Source organism: bacterium (genome assembly GCA_040755755.1).
In the GTDB taxonomy this organism is placed as follows: Bacteria; SZUA-182; SZUA-182; order DTGQ01; family DTGQ01; genus DTGQ01.
On record JBFLZW010000001.1, the window covers coordinates 171,267 to 192,091 of the forward strand.

The 20,825-nt window shown below is 51.2% G+C and carries 16 protein-coding genes; 10 read left to right on the forward strand and 6 right to left on the reverse strand.

Annotated features, from left to right (window positions below; genetic code table 11):
• Positions 1 to 156 precede the first annotated feature (156 nt).
• The 3 genes from AB1611_00795 to AB1611_00805 all read left to right on the forward strand — a co-directional run bounded on the left by AB1611_00795 (position 157) and on the right by AB1611_00805 (position 6,669).
• Entirely contained in the window at positions 157 to 2,868 is a 2,712-nt protein-coding gene (locus tag AB1611_00795; protein MEW6378122.1) for a hypothetical protein, read from the forward strand.
• A 508-nt stretch (positions 2,869 to 3,376) separates the two neighbouring features.
• A complete protein-coding gene (rpsA, locus tag AB1611_00800) occupies positions 3,377 to 4,867 on the forward strand; it encodes a 30S ribosomal protein S1 (GenBank protein MEW6378123.1) in 1,491 nt (496 codons plus the stop codon).
• A 383-nt stretch (positions 4,868 to 5,250) separates the two neighbouring features.
• Positions 5,251 to 6,669, forward strand: coding sequence for an aminopeptidase (locus AB1611_00805; GenBank protein MEW6378124.1), 1,419 nt, complete (start codon positions 5,251 to 5,253; stop codon positions 6,667 to 6,669).
• A 241-nt stretch (positions 6,670 to 6,910) separates the two neighbouring features.
• Here AB1611_00805 and AB1611_00810 read toward each other — a convergent pair whose 3' ends face one another.
• Positions 6,911 to 7,393, reverse strand: a complete 483-nt coding sequence (locus AB1611_00810; GenBank protein MEW6378125.1) for a hypothetical protein — start codon at positions 7,391 to 7,393, stop codon at positions 6,911 to 6,913.
• Between the two features lie 114 nt (positions 7,394 to 7,507).
• A complete protein-coding gene (locus tag AB1611_00815; protein MEW6378126.1) occupies positions 7,508 to 8,062 on the reverse strand; it encodes a hypothetical protein in 555 nt (184 codons plus the stop codon).
• Positions 8,063 to 8,703: 641 nt separating this feature from the next.
• On the opposite strand from AB1611_00815, the gene AB1611_00820 reads away from it, so the two are divergent.
• Positions 8,704 to 8,859 (forward strand): hypothetical protein, encoded by a 156-nt coding sequence (locus AB1611_00820; GenBank protein ID MEW6378127.1) that lies wholly within the window; start codon positions 8,704 to 8,706, stop codon positions 8,857 to 8,859.
• Between the two features lie 24 nt (positions 8,860 to 8,883).
• Here AB1611_00820 and AB1611_00825 read toward each other — a convergent pair whose 3' ends face one another.
• From AB1611_00825 to AB1611_00840, 4 genes are all read right to left on the reverse strand, one after another.
• Positions 8,884 to 9,375, reverse strand: a complete 492-nt coding sequence (locus tag AB1611_00825; GenBank protein MEW6378128.1) for a hypothetical protein — start codon at positions 9,373 to 9,375, stop codon at positions 8,884 to 8,886.
• 62 nt (positions 9,376 to 9,437) lie between these two features.
• A complete protein-coding gene (locus AB1611_00830; protein MEW6378129.1) occupies positions 9,438 to 9,998 on the reverse strand; it encodes a hypothetical protein in 561 nt (186 codons plus the stop codon).
• Between the two features lie 519 nt (positions 9,999 to 10,517).
• Entirely contained in the window at positions 10,518 to 11,528 is a 1,011-nt protein-coding gene (gene holA, locus AB1611_00835; protein ID MEW6378130.1) for a DNA polymerase III subunit delta, read from the reverse strand.
• Between the two features lie 6 nt (positions 11,529 to 11,534).
• Positions 11,535 to 12,137 carry an LptE family protein gene (locus AB1611_00840; GenBank protein MEW6378131.1) on the reverse strand — a complete coding sequence of 201 codons (603 nt, stop codon included), beginning with the start codon at positions 12,135 to 12,137 and terminating at the stop codon, positions 11,535 to 11,537.
• A gap of 175 nt (positions 12,138 to 12,312) precedes the next feature.
• Between AB1611_00840 and AB1611_00845 the strand changes: the two genes are divergently transcribed.
• The 6 genes from AB1611_00845 (at position 12,313) to AB1611_00870 (ending at position 20,823) form a co-directional block, all read left to right on the forward strand.
• A complete protein-coding gene (locus AB1611_00845) occupies positions 12,313 to 14,904 on the forward strand; it encodes a hypothetical protein (GenBank protein MEW6378132.1) in 2,592 nt (863 codons plus the stop codon).
• 31 nt (positions 14,905 to 14,935) lie between these two features.
• Positions 14,936 to 16,150, forward strand: a complete 1,215-nt coding sequence (locus tag AB1611_00850) for a cytochrome c3 family protein (GenBank protein ID MEW6378133.1) — start codon at positions 14,936 to 14,938, stop codon at positions 16,148 to 16,150.
• A gap of 156 nt (positions 16,151 to 16,306) precedes the next feature.
• Positions 16,307 to 16,441: a UPF0175 family protein gene (locus AB1611_00855; GenBank protein MEW6378134.1), complete on the forward strand. Its 135-nt coding sequence runs from the start codon at positions 16,307 to 16,309 to the stop codon at positions 16,439 to 16,441.
• A gap of 206 nt (positions 16,442 to 16,647) precedes the next feature.
• Positions 16,648 to 17,685 carry a DUF933 domain-containing protein gene (locus AB1611_00860; protein MEW6378135.1) on the forward strand — a complete coding sequence of 346 codons (1,038 nt, stop codon included), beginning with the start codon at positions 16,648 to 16,650 and terminating at the stop codon, positions 17,683 to 17,685.
• Positions 17,686 to 17,731: 46 nt separating this feature from the next.
• Complete coding sequence (locus tag AB1611_00865; protein ID MEW6378136.1) at positions 17,732 to 20,677, forward strand: tetratricopeptide repeat protein; 2,946 nt, start codon at positions 17,732 to 17,734, stop codon at positions 20,675 to 20,677.
• A gap of 5 nt (positions 20,678 to 20,682) precedes the next feature.
• Positions 20,683 to 20,823 (forward strand): hypothetical protein, encoded by a 141-nt coding sequence (locus tag AB1611_00870; protein ID MEW6378137.1) that lies wholly within the window; start codon positions 20,683 to 20,685, stop codon positions 20,821 to 20,823.
• Positions 20,824 to 20,825 lie beyond the last annotated feature (2 nt).

Here is a 20,825-nt window from a genome sequence, read left to right on the forward strand (position 1 = left end):
CGTTCACCCGATGATTCACATTACCATAGGGTGAAACGATGGCGACGAAAAACTCCATGTCCCGGAAGCTAAAATTTTCGCCACATCTGTCGACGGTAATCTCTTGAAGGGAAATATCTATTATTAACCATAATCCTAACTGACGGGAGGAGTAACATGGAATCAGGGAGAAAAAAAGTCTTCAAGATGGCCTGGATCATGGCTGTACTTGTCCTTGTATCTATCGGGTTTACCGGCAGGATTGAAGCCGGTTGCTGTACCGGAGAAGCGTCCTCTCCTCTGGCAACCGGGGATGACACCGGTTCGATTCAATCGGCCCAGACAGGACCTTGTCCGATCCTGGATCGGGAATTGCTGGGCAAGGCCGAGCCTGATGAATGCTACAATGGAATTGGCAAGCCCTATCCTCCCGGACCTCCGTGTTCGGAGGGTGTACCCAAGGTAAATCAGACCTATGTCTGGGGCATGACCATGTCCGGAGACGATATCTGGTTTGCAAGCTCCGCCAATGTAACCTGTATGGCTATGGCCAGCAGCAGTTTAACCGATCTGACTCCACGGGAGAGATCGAACTCTGTGTGTGAATATGGCGAGTCGCAATTTTGTCCTCCTCTGCTCCCTCCGCAGGGTGATTGGAGGCCGCCCAAAATCTATGTCTATCATACCAGGACAAAGACGCTGGTCGAGAAAACACCCGAATGTACCGCGCTTGATTCAAGGATCAAAACCACCATGGGGATTCGCTCAGCCGGTGCGCTCGGCAATGTGGTCATCTTCGGCGGCCCCTGTCTGCCTACCGGGGGCGCAGGGATCAATCTCTTTGCCTTTCGGGCCGATACGGGAGATTATCTGGGGTCAACGACCCTGGCTGCTTATGCCGACATCCGGAAATGGCGGGTGGTAAACGATGTCCTCTATACAGCGGTGCGTGACACCGCCGGAGGGGGAAGTGTGCTGCGATGGAGAGGCAACCTGATTGACCCTTTCATATTTGAGGTGGTTGGCAAGCTGGACAGTGAGGGCGTAGAGCTGGCCGAACACGAAGGCAGGCTCTTTGTAACAACCTGGCCGGAGGTGATAGTTCCGCCGCCGGCATTGGCCGGTCTCTATATGAGTCCGCCTATTCCGCCCGGAGGACTGTTGTCGATCCATGCAAATTCCTGGACCAAGGTCTGGCAGGCGAATGACTACGAGCCTGACCTGTTTATGGCAGGCACCTATGGAGGCGGTCCTCTGGCTTCATTCAAAGGCTACCTCTACTGGGGAACCATGCATGTGCCCGGTGTGGCCCAAAGTCTTCATTTCACGGTGTTCGGAGAGCCGGAAGATCCGAATCAACGTGCCCAGGCCGTCACGGGGACCACTCGAAGAACCAGTCTGTTCCGCGGGCGGAATTTTGGCACCAGCGCCCAGGAGATCAAGCTCCTCTATGGAGAGGAAAAACTGTGGAAATATACTCCTGATTTGTCTGATCCCGGTACCTATGGTACATGGGAGGAAGTGGCCAATAACATGGGCGGGGCAAAACCGCTCTTTGGCTCATCCGGTCTGGGCCAGCCGGGTAATTATTATACCTGGTCAATGGCTGTTTTTCAGGATCAGCTTTATGTCGGGACTATGGATGCTGGAGGGAGGAGGAGCAGCGGCAGTCAGAATTCCTCCGGGGGTGATCTTTTCCGCTTTTGCGATGCCGACACCCCGGCATTTTGCGAGTCCTGGGATGGACTTGGTAATACGAACAATATCGGTTTCCGGAACATGGTTGCAACCGAAGATGCCCTGTACGTTGGTACAGCCAGTATGGCCAACCTGGTGCCTGATCCCGACAAACCGCACGGAGGATGGGAATTGATCAGGCTGACACCCAAATCCCCTGTTCCTGATGTGGATCCCCTTCCCGAGGTGATAGCCGAATGTGGAATAACCCTGGCACCACCAACTGCCACCGAATACTGCACGGGGAGAAAAATAACCGCCACGACCAGTGATACTCTCTCCTACACGAAACCCGGCGTCTACACCGTGACCTGGACCTATGGACCGGCCAGCAATCATGCAATCCAGACTCAGCAGGTCATTATCCAGGACAGTCAGCCACCTGTTCCGCTCGTCGATCCCCTTCCTGCGGTCACCGGAAAAGGCAAGGTTACCCTGGTTCCGCCCGCGGCGACCGATAGCTGTGCAGGCAAAATAACTGCCACGACCACTGATCCTACCATCTATAGTGTTCCCGGCACCTACACGGTAACCTGGACCTATGCTGATGGCCACGGCCACTCCATTACTCAGACCCAGCAGGTAACGGTTGACCTTGCCGTTGATATCAAACCGGGAAAATGTCCGAATCAACTGAGCATGACGAGTATTGCACCTTTTTCGGTTGTCGTCCTTGGCAGCAGCGGGTTCGATGTTACCAGCATCGATTTCGCGTCGATCAGGCTTGGCCGGGAGGGTGTGTCAGGAAAAGTCATCCCTGAGCGCCGAAGTTATGCAGACCTGTCTACACTGCCCTCGGATGGGGGAGACCCGTATGATTGCCCGGATCTGCGCAGAGATGGTTACAAGGACCTGATCATGGACTTTAATGCCCAGGAGGTTATCAGAGTATTGCAGTTAAAGGAGGTCAGGGAAGAAATGATACCTCTTGTCCTGAGCGGCTCCCTCAAAGCGGAACATGGCGGCAGCCCGGTCAGGGGTCAGGACTACGTGTCGGTCAACTTTCCCTGGCACCATATTTCCCGGGGTCCGAGTGCCAGAACAACCGGCTGGCAGGAGCGGGGAGGATCGATTCTCCCTGATTCACTGCTTCGTCTGCTGCAGAGAAGGGAAACGCCTTCGTTTCCCTATTGGGATCCTTTCAGACAGTGACTTTGAGATGAAATATCAAGTGCCAGATCGCATACGGTATTGGGTGGGGCGAAAAGCCCCGCCCCTGTAAATTTTTCTTGACAATGTTTTTAATAGTATGAAAAGATAGGAAGTTATAGAAGAAAGTGTATATCAATCAGTATATTGGTCAGTATATCGGTCGCACACTGATTACACTTGGAATGTTTTTTCCGTGAGTTAAATTCAATAACCCCTGTTGCAATATTCTTCTTGTAATGGTATCCTTAAGGGACTGCACCTATTCCGGGCCCGGCAATGAAAGGTCAGGAATATGTTAACTCTTTCCCAGTGGCTATTCTTTCCAGTGCAGTGGGGCTTGAGATGATGAAAGCAGGATTGAGTGGATTTCTTTTGTTAAAAAAATACCGGATTTCAAGATTGATCCGAGCCTCAACGGTTTTGAAGACGATGAATTCATAAAATACTCTGGAATTCAAGCCTGTCAAAATCAGGATAACCATTTATTCGTTTCGGAGGTTTAATTTCTATGAGCGAAGCAGAAAAGATTCAAGAAACTACAAACAATGAAGGGAGTGAGGAGAATATGGCCGAACTCCTGGAAAAAAGCAACACCAAGCCAAAGAAATACTCACAGGGTCAGAAAATCAAAGGCAAGATTGCCCGGATTTCTGAGGAGTGGGTTTTTGTTGACCTTGGCGGGGGTAAAAGTGAAGGAGTTATTGCTCGAAGCGAGCTCGAGGATGAGCAGAGTCAGGTCAAGGTAGCCGAAGGTGACGACATAGAAGCCCAGTTTCTCTACCTGCAGGATGGAGAGATTGTTCTGACAACCAAGGTTGGAGGGCAGGCCAAGGCCAACAAAAAACAGCTTGAGGATGCCTTCCGGGGCCACATCCCGGTAGAAGGATACGTGATGGGCGAGATCAAGGGAGGGCTTGAGGTGAAGGTTTCGGGAGTGCGGGCCTTCTGTCCATCCTCTCATATCGAGCTGCGCCGGGGAGCGAATCTCGCGAAATACCTGGGGAAGCGCATGATGTTTCACATCCTCGAGTACAAAGAGGGTGGGAGAAACATTATCCTGACCAGGCGGGAAATCCTCGAAGAAGAGCAGGGAAAGAAGATTGCCAGTCTCAAGGAAACCTTGCAGGTTGGTCAGGAGATTACGGGAGCGGTACGCTCTATTCAGAACTTTGGCGCTTTCGTGGATCTGGGCGGTCTGGACGGGCTCATTCCCGTATCCGAGATGAGCTGGGGCCGGATCGAGAATCCTTCCGAAGTACTGAAAGTCGGCCAGCGGGTTCAGGCCAAGGTAACCTCCATCGACTGGGATAAGCAGCGGATATCTCTTACCCTGAAGCATACGCAGGCTGATCCGTGGCTGACCGTCAGTCAGCGGTATCAGGAGGGAGCATGGCTCCAGGGCACGGTAGTGCGGTTGACCGAATTTGGCGCTTTTGTCGAGCTTGAGCCCGGAGTAGATGGCCTGGTGCACATTTCCAATTTAAATGCCGAGCAGCATGTAAAACATCCCAAGGAAGTCGTTGAGATAGGCCAGAAGGTGGATGTTCGTGTTCTTAAAGTGGACGAACAGGGCCGGAGGATATCCCTGACGATGGAACCGGAGCGGATAAATCCATTCAAAAAGGAAGACCTTGGTTTTAAAGAGGGTGACGTGCTGGAGGGCACTGTGGAATCGGTCAAACCCTATGGTGTGTTTGTTAAATTGCCCAGCGGGCTTACCGGCCTTGTCCCCAATGAAGAAATGGGAACTTCCAAGGGAACCAAACATGCTCAAATGTTTAAGGCGGGAACCCCTATGAACGTCGTGGTCCTGGGTATCGACCGGGAAAACGAGAAGATCAGATTGAGCCGGAAGTCTGCCCTGGAAACCGTGGAAAAGCAGAATGTCCAGGAGTACGTTCCTTCCAATGGGAAAAAAGGCAAAGAAGAGCCTCCTCTGGGATCTCTCGGAGTTATTCTCAAGGCAAAGCTCGAAGAAAAATGGGGTAAGAAACTGTAACACCAGAGGGCCTTTGGGTATTTTTTACACCCTGGTTTGTCGTTCGCTATGCTGGCAATATCCTGGGGTTAATTTTGGGCTTCGTCAATAAAAATATCTGACCTCAATAATTCAGGCCGCTTTCTATCTCAAAAAAACAACCTTTCTGTTCCTCATCTTCAGGACGATTTCACGAACATTCGGAACGGATAAAAACCTATACCTTATCTGTGTCCCTATCCAGAACAAGCCGGAAAAATAGCCTTGTTCACCTTGAACGAGATGACCGGAAACCAGAAGATGCACAAGAGCTCCAGGCTTTTTCTCAGGGCAAAGTCGATAAGGTGTCAAAAACCGATATGGTATTACAGAGGGAAAGGAGTACTCAAGGGAGGTCATGAATCATGAGTGAATTGCAGGGAAAGGACAATCTGCCCGCGAAGTTGAAATCGAAAGGAGAAATGGTCTGGAACCGCCTGAGCGAGCAGGACCGGCAGCAGGCTGCATCTTTTGCCCAACAGTATATCGACTTTTTGAATATCGCAAAAACGGAGCGGGAAGCGGTTGACAACATCCGAAAGCAGGCCAAAGAGCAGGGATTTCATGAGCTATCCTCCCCGGAGAATGGTACCAGATTTTATCAGGTCAATCGTGACAAGAATATTGCTCTCTGCTCACTGGGGCAGGAAGACATCCGTCAGGGGATTCGAATTATCATTTCCCATATCGATTCCCCACGGCTTGACCTGAAGCCTAATCCCCTTTATGAGGACCAGGATCTGGCCTTGCTGCGCACCCACTACTATGGAGGAATTAAAAAGTATCAGTGGGTGGCTCTTCCTTTGGCTCTCCACGGGATGGTGGTCCGTTCCGATGGCAGTAAGATTGAATTTCGCATTGGCGAGAACCCGCAGGATCCGGTATTTACGATCAGCGATCTTCTGCCGCATCTGTCTCAGAGAATTATGGATGAGAAAAAATTGAAAGATGCGATCGAAGGAGAAAAACTGACCATTCTCTTCGGTCATCACCCCATAGCCGGGCATCAGGAGGAGAAGGAGCGGGTCAAGTCGAATATCCTCTCCCTGCTGCACGAGCGGTACGGAATCATCGAGGAGGACTTCATCAGCGCGGAGATAGAAGCAGTCCCTGCCTGGCCGGCCCGCACAGTCGGCCTGGACCACAGCATGGTCGGCGGATATGGGCAGGATGACCGTATCTGCGCTTATACTTCCCTGCAGGCTATCCTTTCCCAGACCGCTCCCCCCCGGCACGCCTCAATGGTTTTCTTTATGGATAAAGAGGAAACCGGCAGCGAGGGGAACACCGGCTCCCAGTCCCGGTTTGCAGAGCTTGTGGTCAGCCAGCTTCTCCAGAAAGCCGGAATCAAGCCGGAAGAATACCTTGTGCGGGACCTTCTGTTTCGCTCCAAAGCCCTGTCAGCGGATGTAAATGCCGCACTCGACCCCAATTATCCGGATGCTTTTGAAAAACAAAACGCCTGCCGGCTCGGTTACGGCATCAACCTCTGTAAATACATCGGATCCAGAGGGAAGTACGCCACCAACGATGCCAGTGCAGAGTATATGGGGGAAATCAGGAGGCTCTTCAATGAGCACGGCGTGATCTGGCAGGCCAAGGAACTGGGCAAGGTGGATGAAGGAGGCGGCGGAAGCATAGCCAAATTTCTGGCTAAATACGGCCTGGACATGATCGATTGCGGCCCGCCCCTCCTGGGCATGCATTCCCCCTTTGAAATTGCCAGCGTTGCTGACCTGTACGAGACCTTTAAAGCCTACCGGGTCTTTCTGGAGAAAAGTTAAAGAAAAAAATTGCCGGTGGTTATCTGCGGGAGAAATACCAAGAAATAACAAGACTGCCATCTCATCTTTCCCCTAAGAAAGATCAAAAGAGATTCAGGGAGGGGGGCCTGCCCGGAAATAGTCGTCATTAATTGCTCATTACCAGCCCGGAGCAATATTTTTTCCCTGAGACATCTTTATCGGGCAGGCCCTTGGTGCGGGCAAAGGTTAAGGGAAAATCCTCACACTTCCAGCAGCCCGGTCAAATACCAAGCAAAAGCAGCGTCGAGGTTGAAACCCCTCCGCCAAGCAGCAGGGCTGTGGTTGTTCCAATGGTCGGCGTCGTGGTGACGGTCGGGACCGTCGTGGTAACGGGAGTAGTAGGCGCTGCCGCCGCCAGCAGGGCCAGGGTTGTAGTCGAAACTCCGCCGCCAAGCAGCAGTGCTGTGGTAACACCGACCGTTGTGGTTGGTACGGTGGTCGTAGTCGGAGCAGCAAGGGTGCTTGCCAGAAGGAGGCTCGTCAAGGTGACATCAGCGTGTCTGCCCGGATAACCATAAAAAGGCGGCGCTCCAATCGGAAAGCCTCCATAATAAGAGCAGGCAAAGGGAACAGGAAAGGCAGGGGGATAATACGGCATAAACTGAGCGCTGCCAGGCTGGGGGAAGAATGCTGCCAGCAGCAGAATACTGAAAATCATAATAGCTTTTTTCCCTGATTTGATTCCCGGAGAGTGGGTTTTCATGACTACACCTCTTTTCTTGATTTACAGGCTGCCATGAACCTGCCCAGCAGGTCAGGCTCATGGCAATCGCCGTTTACGGGGATACTCTTATGAATGCATGGTGTGATACGCTGTCTAAATCAATGTCAGCCCCGCGATGGCCCCGGTGGTCAGCAAAGGGGCGAATTGCGGGTAGGTGGTATAGTAGGTACTGTTTCCCACCGGAACATTTGCCTGGAGCCAGGTTGTGCTGGTCGGCAGCAGGGTACTCCAGAGGATCTTGCTCAGGTTGAGGGGAAGAGGCGTCCCCAGAGGGCTCAGGAGATATGATGGCGGCCAGAGATTAATACCGAACAACGGGTCGTAGTACACCATTCCGGAAGGAGTGTTATAGAGAAGCCATGGGTAAGTCTGATTGACCGGATCCCAGGTAAGCCCCGGCTGCACAGGGAGAACGGTATTTTTGGTCAGGCTGCTGACAATCGGAATTGAAATACCGATAGCATTCGGTGGAGAAAGAACAGGTGACCACAATGGCCACAGGGTATTATAAGGAGGCAGAGGCCACCATGTGGGAGTTGTTACTGCAGCAGCGTGACCAAAAGAAATCAGGCCGACAATCATGCCGAGGACAATAATAGTACCGAGTGCGGTTTTTATCAATCTTGGGCTTTTCTTGTAATTACTCATAGCTGTACATCCTTTTCCTTATATTTATGGTGTTGTAAGGTTGAAAACTACCCTGATAGAGATATCTTTATGCCTCGATCACTATTTCTATACGGGATATCCCTCCTTTCACAATTATATTGTCAAAGATAAATAAATAAGGTTAATGGTATAAAAACGAAATGTGCTATTCGATATTCGATAGTATTGGCGAAAGAGTTTGTGCGTGATCAGGAATTATGGAGAAGCGTTCTTCCCTGAATCGGCAGCACAGGAAGCTTTAAGCGGATTTACATCTACCGGCCATTGACTGTTGGCCATTTACTCCGATAATGGTGAATCCTCCATGACTCTGGAAAAGTACAGGGCTTTCTGATCCCGAAAATGAGATCAGACTGCCCTGTTGCGCAATAAGAGCATTAGTTTTGAGTTCAGTTCTCTAAGGAAGCATAATTTGTGCCACATGATCTTTTCAGCGAACCGGAGATTCAACTATGCCTGAGTGAGGCTGCTTGAGGCCATCCAGCCTGTATCCTTCAGGGCGGCATATCATTGCTGCCGCAAATTGCCTTGCCTGGAGAAGTAATGCCTCAGTAGCGAAAACGGACGCCATTTTTGGATCTTAGAAGCGAAAATAGACACTAGCCTTTCCATGTGCTCCTGTGGATACCCTGGAAGCACTCATAATCGAGAAAATACGGGGGAAGGATCGGCCAGGAACAAGCAGAATGACCAGGACCGACAATGTGATGATCTTTATGGTTGTCGCCTATTCATCCTGGTCATTCTGTGTTTCAAAAGTCAGGCCGCAGGCTTGAATGAATTCATCCAGTCAGATGGTCTCAAATTCCGAGCAGGAGGAGGGTCGAAGTTGAAACTCCTCCTCCGCTCAAGAGCAAGGCCGTGGTCGTCCCGATGGTTGGGGTGGTGGTGACCGTGGTGGGAACCGGAGTAGCTGCCAGAGTGGCCAGCGTGGTGGCCGAAAGCGAAGTTCCCCCCAGGGTAGCCAGAGTTATGGCCGTACTGACCCCAATTACCGGTGCTGCTGTGGTTGTGGTTGTCGGAGCAAGAAGAGTCGGCAGAAGGAGAGCGGTTGCCAGAGTAGTTGCGGCGGTTCGGGTAACAGGGTAACTATAGGCCGGATAGCCATAGAGGGGCGGTACGGCCACAAATGGCGGCACTATGGCCGCGAATACCCCGGTGTAGGCATAAGCAGGGGGATAATACGGTACGATCTGCGTATTCCCCTGCCTGACAAAGAGGATAAATACCAGTGATAGTGTACTGAGGGTCAGAATAAGCCCTCGGATAATTCTCATCTGATCGATTTTCATGGCTGAAAACCTCCTCCTGATTTTCGGATGGTCGTTCTTTACCCGCTGAGTTCTGGATGCTCCTAAATGAGCGTCAGTCCGGCGATCGAACCGGCAGTCAGGAGAGGAGCAAACTGCGGGTACGTAGTATAATAGGTACTGTTTCCCACCGGAACATTTGCCTGGAGCCAGGTTGTGCTGGTCGGCAGCAGGGTGCTCCAGAGGATCTTACTGAGGTCAAGAGGCAAAGGAGTTCCCCAGATAGTCAGAAGGTAGCTTGGCGGCCAGAGATCAATGCCAAACAGCGGATCATAGTAGACCATGCCTGAAGGAGTGTTATAAAGCAGCCAGGGATATTTCCTGTTGACCGGATCCCAGGTCAGACCGGGTTGTACGGGCAGAATAGTATCTTTGGTTAAACTGCTGACGATGGGAGTTGGGATTCCCAGTGCATTCGGCGGAGACAGGACTGGCGACCATAACGGCCACAGGGTGTTATAAGGAGGAAGGGGCCACCAGTTTATGGTTGTTGTGGTGGTTGGTACCAGGGCGGCCTGAGTCAAGGGAATTACGGCAAGGAGAACAATCATGAGAGCGATGATGCAGGATACAGCTTTTCTTACGGATACAGCTTCCTTTTTCATGGTTTGATTCCTCATCCAACAATATATATAGGTTATCAATGGCTGGGGAATGTCTCAACAAACAATGCAATATTCTCATCCCTCCTTTCAGACAGTTAATGATTGATCAACCCACAGCTACAGGGCATTGCTCGCCATCTGTAGCTTGAATAATGATATCACGTGAAGATCCAGGGAAAAAATCCACTCGGAGAATATGGCTGATAAGGCAGTTATCCTGATTGTGCGTTCTCAGGTCAGTTTTCGCGGAGAAATCGGAGTTTCTGAATTTCTGAAATTATAATTTAAGCATAAATCATGCCAAATAACCAACTTCGATCAGAGTTTCAAGAATCAATATTTTTCAGTATGATATCTGCGGCAAGGGAAAAAGCGGGGAAGATATTCCGGGTAAGAATAGTATCCTCATGTGCAAAAATTTACATGACCCAGAAACTCTATGATATAATACCTTGTTTATAAAAATATATCTACAGTTTAAGACTGTGAAACAGAATGCACCCTCAATCCGGTTTGATCTTAACTATCGGGAGAATTCTGGCACATCTCGATGATTAAATTTTCAAGGATTAACCGCGGGTGACAACTGCTTGATTTCAGGGTCAGGTCTGTCTCCAGGAGCCTGCCATACAGTTCTTGCAGTCTCTGGTAGCTGAAGAACCTGGCCTGTTCAGCTATCTGGCGGGCGAACATCGGCGCAAGGCCGAGAGCACGGTTCAATTCAGTCCCCCCCTTCCCCTGCTCCAGCAGAGACCTGGCCAGGTATATCTGACGGAATTGCCGGACAATCATGGCCAGGAGGAGAATCTGGCTGGTTCCCTCTTCCATCAGTTTATCGAGAATTTTCAGGGCAGGTTCAACATTTCGCTCTCCAAGGTTTCTGACCAGATCGAAGACGGAAAAAATCCGTGATTCTCCGGAAACAACTACGAGGTGCTGCCGGGTGATCTGGGTATCCTTCCCCATATACAGATAAACCTTGGTCAATTCCCGTTCGATCCGGTAGAGGTCATTGCCCAGCATCTGGGCCATGACCTGAGCCAGGGGGAGAGGAATAGTTCTGCCGCTTTCCCTGACTTTTTGCACAATCCATCCGGGAAGCCTGTCCTCGAACAGCCGGTAAAAATGGACCGCTGTGGCTTCTTTTTGGGTAACCTCACCCAGCCTGGTCCGCTGATCAATTTTTTCGGCCACCAGGATCAGGCGCACCGAAGGCTGTTTTTTTTGCAGGAGCTGCGCCAGACGGTCAGCATCCCCTTTTTTGATTTTTTCCGGCCCTTTCAGCACAATCAGCCGGTTCTTTCCCGAAAGAGGAATTGTTTGAACCAGAGCACGGAGGGTGTCAAAATCAAGATCATCACCGGAAAGAGTATGAAAGTTCCCCTTTTCTTCCTCTCCGGTCAAGGCGTGGCTTCTGACAAGGCTTACTGCTTCTTCAATAAAGTAAGGCTCATCCCCGGTGAAAAGGTAGAGATGGTCCACCGTCCCCTCTTTCAGCCGTCTGGTTAACTCTTCGGGTTTCAATTGCATGGGCCTTCAGGATCCTCCCCGGAATCGCTCATCCAGCAGTTTCCTGGCCATGTCCCGGGCAGCTTTCTGCTGCGCCCGGTTTTCCTGGGCACGGGTTGTAGCCAGATCGTTCTGAAAAAACTGGTAATCTCCCTGGATGGTAATGTCCTTTGCCTGCCAGAAAATTTTCCTGGTTGCGACCTCTTCAAGGTGCAGGTCCAGGTGAATGGTTAACCGGTATTCCCCGACGTTTCGGTCCCGGTCAAAGGAGAGCGGCTCATCAGCCCCGTATCCGGTGATTACTCCGGACAGGATGGCCTGGGCTTCCGGGCGGTTGACGATTCTCACCCTGTCCCAGTGCCAGAATTCCTGGATCAGAGCATTGGTTATCGTCTTATCCAGGCCGGGTTCGGTGGTCTGGTTGCTGATAGTCTCGATATGGACCCTGCGGATGCCCTCCGGCCAGGCAGGATATTGGTTTAAAATCCGGTATCCGCAGCCGCTCAAGGCCCCTATGGTCACCAGGTTAAACAATGCCAGGATGGACCACTGAGCAGCCAGCAGCTTCTTACTCCTTACTCCTGACTCCTGACTCCTGGCTCCTGGCTTCTGACTTCTGATTTTTTCCATCTTTCTCCCTGATTAAAAGGAAGTCTCCTACCGAAAAGAATTATAGCAAAAACTCCTGCAAAACCTCAAACTATTATTTGGCGTACCATCACAGCGCTCTTTCAGCAACTTGACCAGCCTTTCATGAAAGATTGTCAATTTGAGACAGTCATGTTTTCGAGCAAGGAGGCTTTTCATGGCTAAAGACCCCATATCCAGAACCAAGCGTGCTTTTTCCCTTACATCGATTCTCTTGCTGGCTGCAATACTTTTTTTCCCTCACCAGGCCAATGGCGTCAACCAGCGGCTTGAGGTCGAAAAGAGCCTGCCCTGGACAGTCCAGGTCATGTTTGGAATCCGCGGCCCCAAACCCCTGATCTGGGATGGAAAGGCAGAAGTGAGTAAAGGGCGGATCGAAGGAATCAAGGCCATCAATTTTACCGAACAGGATAGTCTCAAGGCTGATGAGAAGCGGTGGAAGTGCAGCATTGACCGGCTTCGCGGCAGTGAAATCGCAGATGACCTGGGAAAAATATCACCACGGGAATACCTGGAGGAGCGCGTGGCCAAGGGGATTATCCTCGATCTGAACACGGCACCCACCGACAGGGTGTCCATAACTACCGAGGGCGGTGTTTTTTCCTTCACCCTGGCTGACTTGAAATTCGGGAGCCCCCTGGAGAAGCTGGATGGAAATATCAAACTCCAATTGCTTCCGCGCTCATTTATCTTCGGCTCCAAAGGACAGATGAATAACTATCCAGCCATAGCCAAGGACAGCATGGAAAATGTCTGGGCCATCTGGACCAGCTATACAGGGGGCAAGGAGCGGCTGGTGATGCGTAAGTACGATGGCCAGCGCTGGGGTGATGAGATGGTGGTGGCAGACGCAGGCTGCTATCTGCAGCCCTCTCTGACTGGAGACAATGAAGGCGGTTTATGGGTTTGCTGGCCTGGCCGCGTTAATGACAACTGGGACATCTACCTGCGGTATTATAAAGATGGCAAATGGTCCCAGACGAGCCGCCTTACCGAGCACCCGGCTCCGGATACCGATCAGCAGATTTTTGTGGATGCAAGTAACCGCCTGTGGGTCTGCTGGCAGAGCTTTCAGTTCGGGAATGCCGACATTTTCATGAAATACCGGGACCAGGGGCAGTGGTCTCCGATCATCCGGGTTACCGATTATCCGGGGAACGACTGGCAGCCGGCCATTACCGTGGACAGGGTGGGGAATGCCTACCTGGCCTGGGATACCTACCGGAACAAAAAACATCTTATTCTTCTTCGTAAATTTACCAGTGAACGCCTGTGGCCGGAGGTTGAAGTGGAGTCCACGAATAATTACGTGGCTCATGCCAGTCTGGCCTGCGATGAGCACGGCAGGGTGTGGATTGCCTGGGATATTTCGGGTGACAACTGGGGGTTTGGCGAGGATGAAGAGAACCGGACCATTTCACTGAACAAATTTGAAGCTGTCGAGACGCAGATCAACTATGACAAAACGCCGATGGAGGGAAGACGCGGCCGGTACAATTCCCGAAAACTCGGCCTGGTGTGTTATTCCGGAGAAAAATTTTACCAGACCTACGAGGATTTCTACGCCAGACTTCCCGAAACCATGAAGATGTATTCTGACCTGCCGCAACTGAAGATCGACTCCAGCGGACGGCTGTGGTGCTTTTTTCACCACTATATCGGGAAGATTCCCTTCTACATTCACGATAAGCTCATGGAGGTGTGGAAGGTTTACGGAGTCTTTTACGACGGGCATTTGTGGTCATCTCCAATCGAGTTCTCGCAGACAACCTGGCGGAATATCTTTGCTTCGTCAGTGTGTGTCGGCCAGCAAAAAGGGGATGTCTGGATCGCGTATTCCGGAGACAACCGCCAGAGCGAATCCCGCGATCTCGATCCTGCAAGCATCTGTGTGGCTACCCTGACCATGGACAAGATATCGCCCCATAATATGGACCTCTTGCCCTGTGCTAATCAGCCCAGGGTCATTGATCAGGCATCGTATACCGAGTTTACGCCGGTGCCCAAAAAGCGCTATGAGTCCACGCTGGGCCTTGAGAAGTATCAACTGTTCTGGGGAACCCTCCATGAGCAGCATGATGTCCGGGGCCGGATGGCCATGGATGGCTTCGTGGTCGATGCCTTCAAGTATGCCCTGGATGACCAGCAGTATGACTTTTTAGGGATTTCGGATTATGCCTTCCGTCACAAGGGCTGGATCAACTCTGATAATTATCCCCTCTGGGAAGCCAACAAGGCTACTTCCCGCTATTCCAATGGGAAAGACTTTCTCTCTTTCTATGTGCCGGCAATAAGCCCCTATAAACGGGCCCCCGGACATTCTCTGCAAAAGAAACCCATTCCGAAGGGAATGCCGGTCATTACCGCCGTCTATGCCAAGGATTTTACGGACAAGTCCTTTAACGAGGCCCTTGAGAAAAAACGAAACTACGTGGCTACGGACTGGATTGTTCTCGACTTCACGGTTGAAGGCCACCCCATGGGCGATAAATTCCCCAGCCGCAACCGCTATCCCCGGATGCTGGCCAAAATTCTCGGCACCGATGATATTATCCAGGTGGACATTGTCCGGAATGCCAAGTGCATTTACAGCTCGACGAACATTAAAGGAAAAAACGCTGATATCACCTTTGTGGACATGGACCTGCCGATGGACAAAAAGGATGATTACCACTACTTTATCCAGGTGACACAAAAGAACGGGGCCATGGCCTGGACCCCGCCGATCTGTTACCATTTTATACCGTAACGACTCGGGTTGATAGAAGGGAAAAACCTGCATGAACAATAGCCTGAAAGACCGGAGAAACCTGAAGGACCGCTTGAATTACCGAGACTTTTTTACCAGGAGAAAGCAGCATATCCTGATTCTGGGTGCCGGAATCGTCTGCGGTGTTCTTTCTCTCTGGGTGTTAAACAACTATGTTCTGGACCGGCCCTCTTTTTGTATCACCTGCCATATGATCAAAAGCGCCAATGATACCTGGCAGAAAGCCAAGCACAAGCCGGAATACACCAAAAACAGTTGTAATGCCTGTCACGTCGAACCCGGTCTGACCGGCTCGATCAAAGCATCCATCTACGGTCTGGAAAATGTCTATGTCTTTTTATTCGGCCCCGGAGAGGATGACATTAAAGCCTCAAGGCCTGTCTACTGCACCCAGAAAGGATGCCATGATCGGATGGAAAAATCCATGCTCGGAAAGAATATCCGGGTGAATCACGGCATGCACATGAAGCAGGGCTATGCCTGTGTCATCTGCCATGATCGGGTGGCCCATGAAGAATTTGCCATGGTCAGTAATCTGTCCATGATGAAGGATTTCTGCTTTGCCTGCCACAATGACGAGGTAGCGCCCCGCAAGGATTGCAGTGTCTGCCATGTCTATCAGGACCGGATGATGAAAGGGACCGAGACGCCGGATAATCTGGTGGGGATTATCTCACCGCACGTGCAGCCGGATGAAGTCACCTGCCAGAACTGCCACGTTGACCTTGAGGAATCACCCCAAAAAAGCTGCATCAACTGTCACGATGAGACTGTCCTTCCCCAATACCGGCAGGATAAAGCGGATTTCAACCAGCGGCTTGCAAAAGTCAAAGCCCAGATTGACGAGATCCAGGACCTGCTGGCGAAAATCAAAAAGGCGGAGCCTGAAAAGTGGGCGGGATCAGGGAATCTGGGGAGCTCAGCAGGGAATACCGGCAGTTCCGGTGGGAACCCAGGGAGCTCAGGGGAGAATCCAGGGAATGCTGGGGGGAATATAGGAAACCCTGGCCAGAACGCACAAAGCTCAGCAGAATCAGGAGGGCCGGATCCTGCCTGGAACCAAACCCTTTCTCTCCTCCAGACGGTCCAGAAAAACTACACGTATCTTATCCAGGATAACAGCCAGGGTGCTCATAACAGAAAGCTGGCAGCGGCGATTTTATCCAAACTGGAAGATGATGTCCAAAGGGTGCGCTACTTCATGTATGGCTACCAGAGATTATGATCATGAGCAGAACATGAAGGGTGGGGCTTCTTTTTTGCCCCACCTGTTCCTTTTTCTCCTGTGTGCGCACATAACGATGAAAGACATCAACCGCTCGTGTTACTTCATCCTCAGCACGGACACGTTCACCCATGGTGAGGGCAGATCATATCTGAGTTGCGTAAGCTTATCGCCTTCAAACTCTCTGCTGATGGCCGTCTTTCCGGAGGGAGAGCTGCAAGGCTGGCCGGAATGAGCAGAATTCACTTCCTCATGGAAGCCGGGGCACAGACGATCATCCCAAAAGCATAAAAAGAGCATAGATTCACCCGCCCAATTGGTTTCGCTCACCGCACTATTAATCAACAAGTTTCCAGCCAAATCTTTCGCTGTGATTACTGACGAGCAATCAAAGATTGATTTTACGACACTATTTTGGTTATACTGGTACCTCAGATAAGCTATTGTGGAGATAAGCTGCATGAAGGCAATCGTAAGCTATATGGAGATAAGCTATCATGAAAGTCGCAATTACGGGACTTAAAGGGAGTGGTAAGACAACCATTTTTAATTCATTGACCGGGCTGGCTGCCAAAACGGGGGGATACTCCTCGGAGCAGGACATTAACCTGGGGCTGATCAAGATCCCGGATGAGCGGCTTGATGTTCTGACCCGCGTGTTCGAGCCGAAAAAAACCACGCATGCGGAAATCACCTTTGCGGACATTGCCATGCCTGCGGAAGAGAAGTTTTCGGCCAAAATACTAGAGAAACTTAAAACTATGGAGGCGATAGTCCTGGTCATCAAGGGATTTGATGACGGGAAGGGCGATTTTCACCCGCTGGAAGACCTGGCTTCTGTGGAGAGCGAGCTGCTTTTTTCCGATTTTGCCATTGCCGACAAGTCGCTTGCCGCTTTCCGAAAAGAGCGCAAGGATCAGAAGCTGATTCAGACCGTGGAGAAGGTTCATGCCTGCCTGGACGGGGAAAAGCCGCTGCGCCTCCTCGATCTGGACGAGGCCGAGCTCAAACAGCTTGCCGGGTTTGCCTTCCTGAGTATCAGGCCGACCCTGGCAGTGGTAAATATCCCGGAATCCGGGTTCGATCCCGGTCTTTATGCCTCCATCCAGGAATATTGCCAGACTCATGGGCTTCGGGTCATGCAGATCATCGGCTCCCTGGAGGAGGAAATCAGCCGGTTGCCTGCTGGCGAGCAGATAGATTTTCTGCGGGAGATGGGGCTTGAGGAGTCGGCCAGGGATAAATTCATCCGGGAAAGCTACGCCATGATGAACCTGATCTGTTTCCTGACCGTGGGCAAAGATGAGGTCCGCTCCTGGACCATCCGCCGGGGCACACCGGCAGTGAAAGCAGCCGGCAAGATTCATTCCGATATCGAGCGGGGCTTTATCCGGGCCGAAGTGGTTTCGTATGAAGATTTTATTAATTGCCAGAGTAGCATGGCCGAGGTTAAAAAAAGGGGGCTCATGCGGCTGGAAGGGAAAGATTACGAAGTGAAAGACGGCGATATCATTAACTTTCGGTTCAATGTATAGATGTCTTCTATCCACTTTATTTCTGTTGACTTAAGTGAGGGGTATCATGACACGTTCTTTTCAAACCAGGGGTATGATCAAAGACAGAACCAAAAATAGAACCAAAGATACAATCTTCGGCATGATCAGCGGCATGATTAAAACCAGGGTATTGCTCATTGGTCTTCTCGGTGTATTTATCCCGATATCCGGATGCCTGCGGACTGGCAGCGGTTTGTCCCGACAGGCAAAAGCCCCCCAATTCAATATCGTGCTGATCAGCATCGATACGCTGCGGGCTGATCACCTGGGGTGCTATGGCTATAAGGGCACCCAGACGCCGGTCATTGACCAGTTGGCCAGGGAAGGTGCTCTTTTCTCTCATTGCCTTACGCCTTCTCCGGTCACCATGCCTGCTCACCTGTCCATGATGACCGGTCTTTATCCTCTTTCCCATGGGGTGCGCAATAATGGAACTTTCGTGGCCGCTCCGGAGCTTGTGACCCTGGCCGAGGTGCTCAAGGATCAGGGGTATCAGACCGCCGCTTTTGTGGGCTCCTTTGTCCTGGACCGCCGGTTTGGCCTGGATCAGGGCTTTGATGTCTTTGATGATTACATGAACAAGGACCAGGAGCTGACGCTCCTTCTCTACAATGAGCGAAAAGCCGAGAATGTAGTCTCCGAGGCTGAAAAGTGGCTGAAGGCCAATGGCAGCAATAAGCCCTTTTTCCTCTGGCTGCACTGCTTTGATCCGCATGCTCCCTATGAGCCTCCGAAGCCCTTTGCCGATATATATAAGACTAATCTTTACGACGGTGAAATCGCCTATACCGATCAGACGCTGGGGAGGCTGGTGGTCTCGCTGAAGGAGATGAATCTCTGGGATCAGACCCTGCTTGTCCTCACTGCCGATCATGGAGAAGGGCTGGGAGATCATGGCGAAAAAACCCACGCTATCTTTATCTATGATTCTACTCTGCATGTGCCCCTGATTATCCGCTATCCAAAACTCCTCCCCCAGAACGTGGAAATTTCCCAGGAAGTAACGCTCCTTGACATTTTCCCGACAGTCCTGGAGCTTGCGGGAGTGGAAAAGGAAATGGATATTCACGGGAAAAGCCTGGTGGGACTGCTGAAGAACGGCAAGGAGGATAAGCCGATACGGCAGGAGTTTTTCTGCGAGACCTATTATCCTCTTTATAATCACGGATGGAGCCCGCTTGAAGGCATCAGGACCAGCGAGTGGGTTTATATCCGGGCACCGAAACCGGAGCTTTATCATATGATCGAGGACCGGGGGCAATTGAAAAACCTTTATACCACCCAACAGCAGGTGGCTGACAATCTGGACAGGCAGATGGAGGCGTTAAAAGCCAGGATCGCCCGCGTCAAGAGCCAGCAGTCGAAGAAAGTGGCTATGGATCAGGAAACAGCCCAGCGTCTGCGGAGCCTGGGGTATGTGGCCACCGTGCATGAGGCGTCGGGAAAAGAGCTTGCAACCACTTACCCTGACCCCAAGGACATGATCAATACCCTTGATTTTCTCAATATGGGTACCTATTATTTTGGCAAGGGAGAAACCGAAAAGGCCATCGAGCAGTTTCTGTCGGTGTTAAAAGTCAATCCCAACGATGTATTTACTCATTTCGTCCTTGGTTACATCTACGATCAGACCGGAAAAACGGACCTGGCCATAAGGGAATTTGAGGAAACCCTGCGCCTCGATCCCCGCTATGTAAGCGCCTACAATGACCTTGGCACGGTGTATAACCGGCTCGGCCAGTATGATAAGGCCCTGGAGCAGTTCCGCAAGGCGCTGGAGGTAAATCCGGAATACGCCGAGTCGGTCGAGAACATGGGGGTGGTCTACTTTGCCCTCAAAGACTATGACCAGGCACTGAAATATTTCGAGCAGTCATTGCAGATGAATCCGAAAAGTCATAAGGCTTACAATAATATCGGCAGTGTTTATCTGGCCTGGGGAGATTATCAGAAAGCCAGGGAATATCTTGAAAAATCCCACCAGATGGACCCCACCTATATCGATGCTTATAATAACCTCGGCAGTGTACTGATCAGCCTGGGTGAGTTTGACAAGGCCATCGAGAAGTTCCAGGGCCTGCTGAAGCTGAATCCGCAGCACCTCGAAGGCAGGGTCAATCTGGCCTCCGCTTATATCGGCAGGGGAAAGTATGATGAGGCGCTCAGGGAGCTGGAAATAGCCCAAAAGATCAACCCGAACATGCCAAAGATTTATAACTGCCTGGGGACCCTGTATGTGCGAAGCGAAAAGTTCGCCGAGGCTATTCCGCAATTTGAAAAGACCCTCTCTCTCGATCCCAATTCGTTCGAAGCCCACTATAACCTTGGTATTGCCTATTTCCGTCTGGGACAGTTGGATATGGCCGTGAAGGAATACCAGGAAGCTCTGCGTCTCAGCCCATCCAATGCTCCCTGCCATGTCAACCTGGGCATAGCCTACTTTAATCTGCAGAAGGTTGATGAATGCATAGCCGAGTACCAGAAAGCCATCCAGCTCGATCCCCGGAACATCGAGGCAACCATCAACCTGGGAGTTGCCTATTATACTCAGGGAAAATACGATCTGGCCCTGGAGAATTACCTCAAGGCGGAAAAGCTGAGCCCCAACAACCTCCAGGTGCATGTGAACCTCGGCATGACCTATTTTGCTCAGGGATTATTGGACCAGGCTGAGCAGGAATATAAGAAGGGCCTGGAAATTGCGCCCACCTGCCTGGAAGCGCTGGTCAATCTGGCTATCCTCTATGCGAACCTGGGCAAATACGATCAGGCCATCAGCTATTATCTGGAGGCAGTAAAACACTATCCCCAGAGCCACCTGGGCCATTACGGGCTGGGCTATTGCTATTTCCTGAAGGGAGAGATGGACAAGGCTATCGAATCCCTGCAGAAGGTGATTCAATTACAGCCAGGCTATCCTGACGCGCAGATGCTCCTCGATAAGGCATTAGAGGCCAGGGGCAAGAAGTAGGGGGAGTGGGAAGTGATGAGTGGTCGGTGGCCAGTGGCCAGTGGCCAGTGGTCAGTAAAAACTGTCAGCTTTCAGATATTCCTGAAGATGAGTCAGAAGTCAGGGGCGGCTCCTCGTGCCGCCTTGAGGAGCCAGGAGAAACATGAGG

Excerpts from the sequence above, each read along its gene's own strand:
- AB1611_00795 (MEW6378122.1), top strand. The coding sequence starts at position 157 with ATGGAATCAGGGAGAAAAAAAGTCTTCAAGATGGCCTGGATCATGGCT.
- rpsA (MEW6378123.1), top strand. The coding sequence starts at position 3,377 with ATGAGCGAAGCAGAAAAGATTCAAGAAACTACAAACAATGAAGGGAGT.
- AB1611_00805 (MEW6378124.1), top strand. The coding sequence starts at position 5,251 with ATGAGTGAATTGCAGGGAAAGGACAATCTGCCCGCGAAGTTGAAATCG.
- AB1611_00810 (MEW6378125.1), bottom strand. The coding sequence starts at position 7,393 with ATGAAAACCCACTCTCCGGGAATCAAATCAGGGAAAAAAGCTATTATG.
- AB1611_00815 (MEW6378126.1), bottom strand. The coding sequence starts at position 8,062 with ATGAGTAATTACAAGAAAAGCCCAAGATTGATAAAAACCGCACTCGGT.
- AB1611_00825 (MEW6378128.1), bottom strand. The coding sequence starts at position 9,375 with ATGAAAATCGATCAGATGAGAATTATCCGAGGGCTTATTCTGACCCTC.
- AB1611_00830 (MEW6378129.1), bottom strand. The coding sequence starts at position 9,998 with ATGAAAAAGGAAGCTGTATCCGTAAGAAAAGCTGTATCCTGCATCATC.
- holA (MEW6378130.1), bottom strand. The coding sequence starts at position 11,528 with ATGCAATTGAAACCCGAAGAGTTAACCAGACGGCTGAAAGAGGGGACG.
- AB1611_00840 (MEW6378131.1), bottom strand. The coding sequence starts at position 12,137 with ATGGAAAAAATCAGAAGTCAGAAGCCAGGAGCCAGGAGTCAGGAGTCA.
- AB1611_00845 (MEW6378132.1), top strand. The coding sequence starts at position 12,313 with ATGGCTAAAGACCCCATATCCAGAACCAAGCGTGCTTTTTCCCTTACA.
- AB1611_00850 (MEW6378133.1), top strand. The coding sequence starts at position 14,936 with ATGAACAATAGCCTGAAAGACCGGAGAAACCTGAAGGACCGCTTGAAT.
- AB1611_00860 (MEW6378135.1), top strand. The coding sequence starts at position 16,648 with ATGAAAGTCGCAATTACGGGACTTAAAGGGAGTGGTAAGACAACCATT.
- AB1611_00865 (MEW6378136.1), top strand. The coding sequence starts at position 17,732 with ATGACACGTTCTTTTCAAACCAGGGGTATGATCAAAGACAGAACCAAA.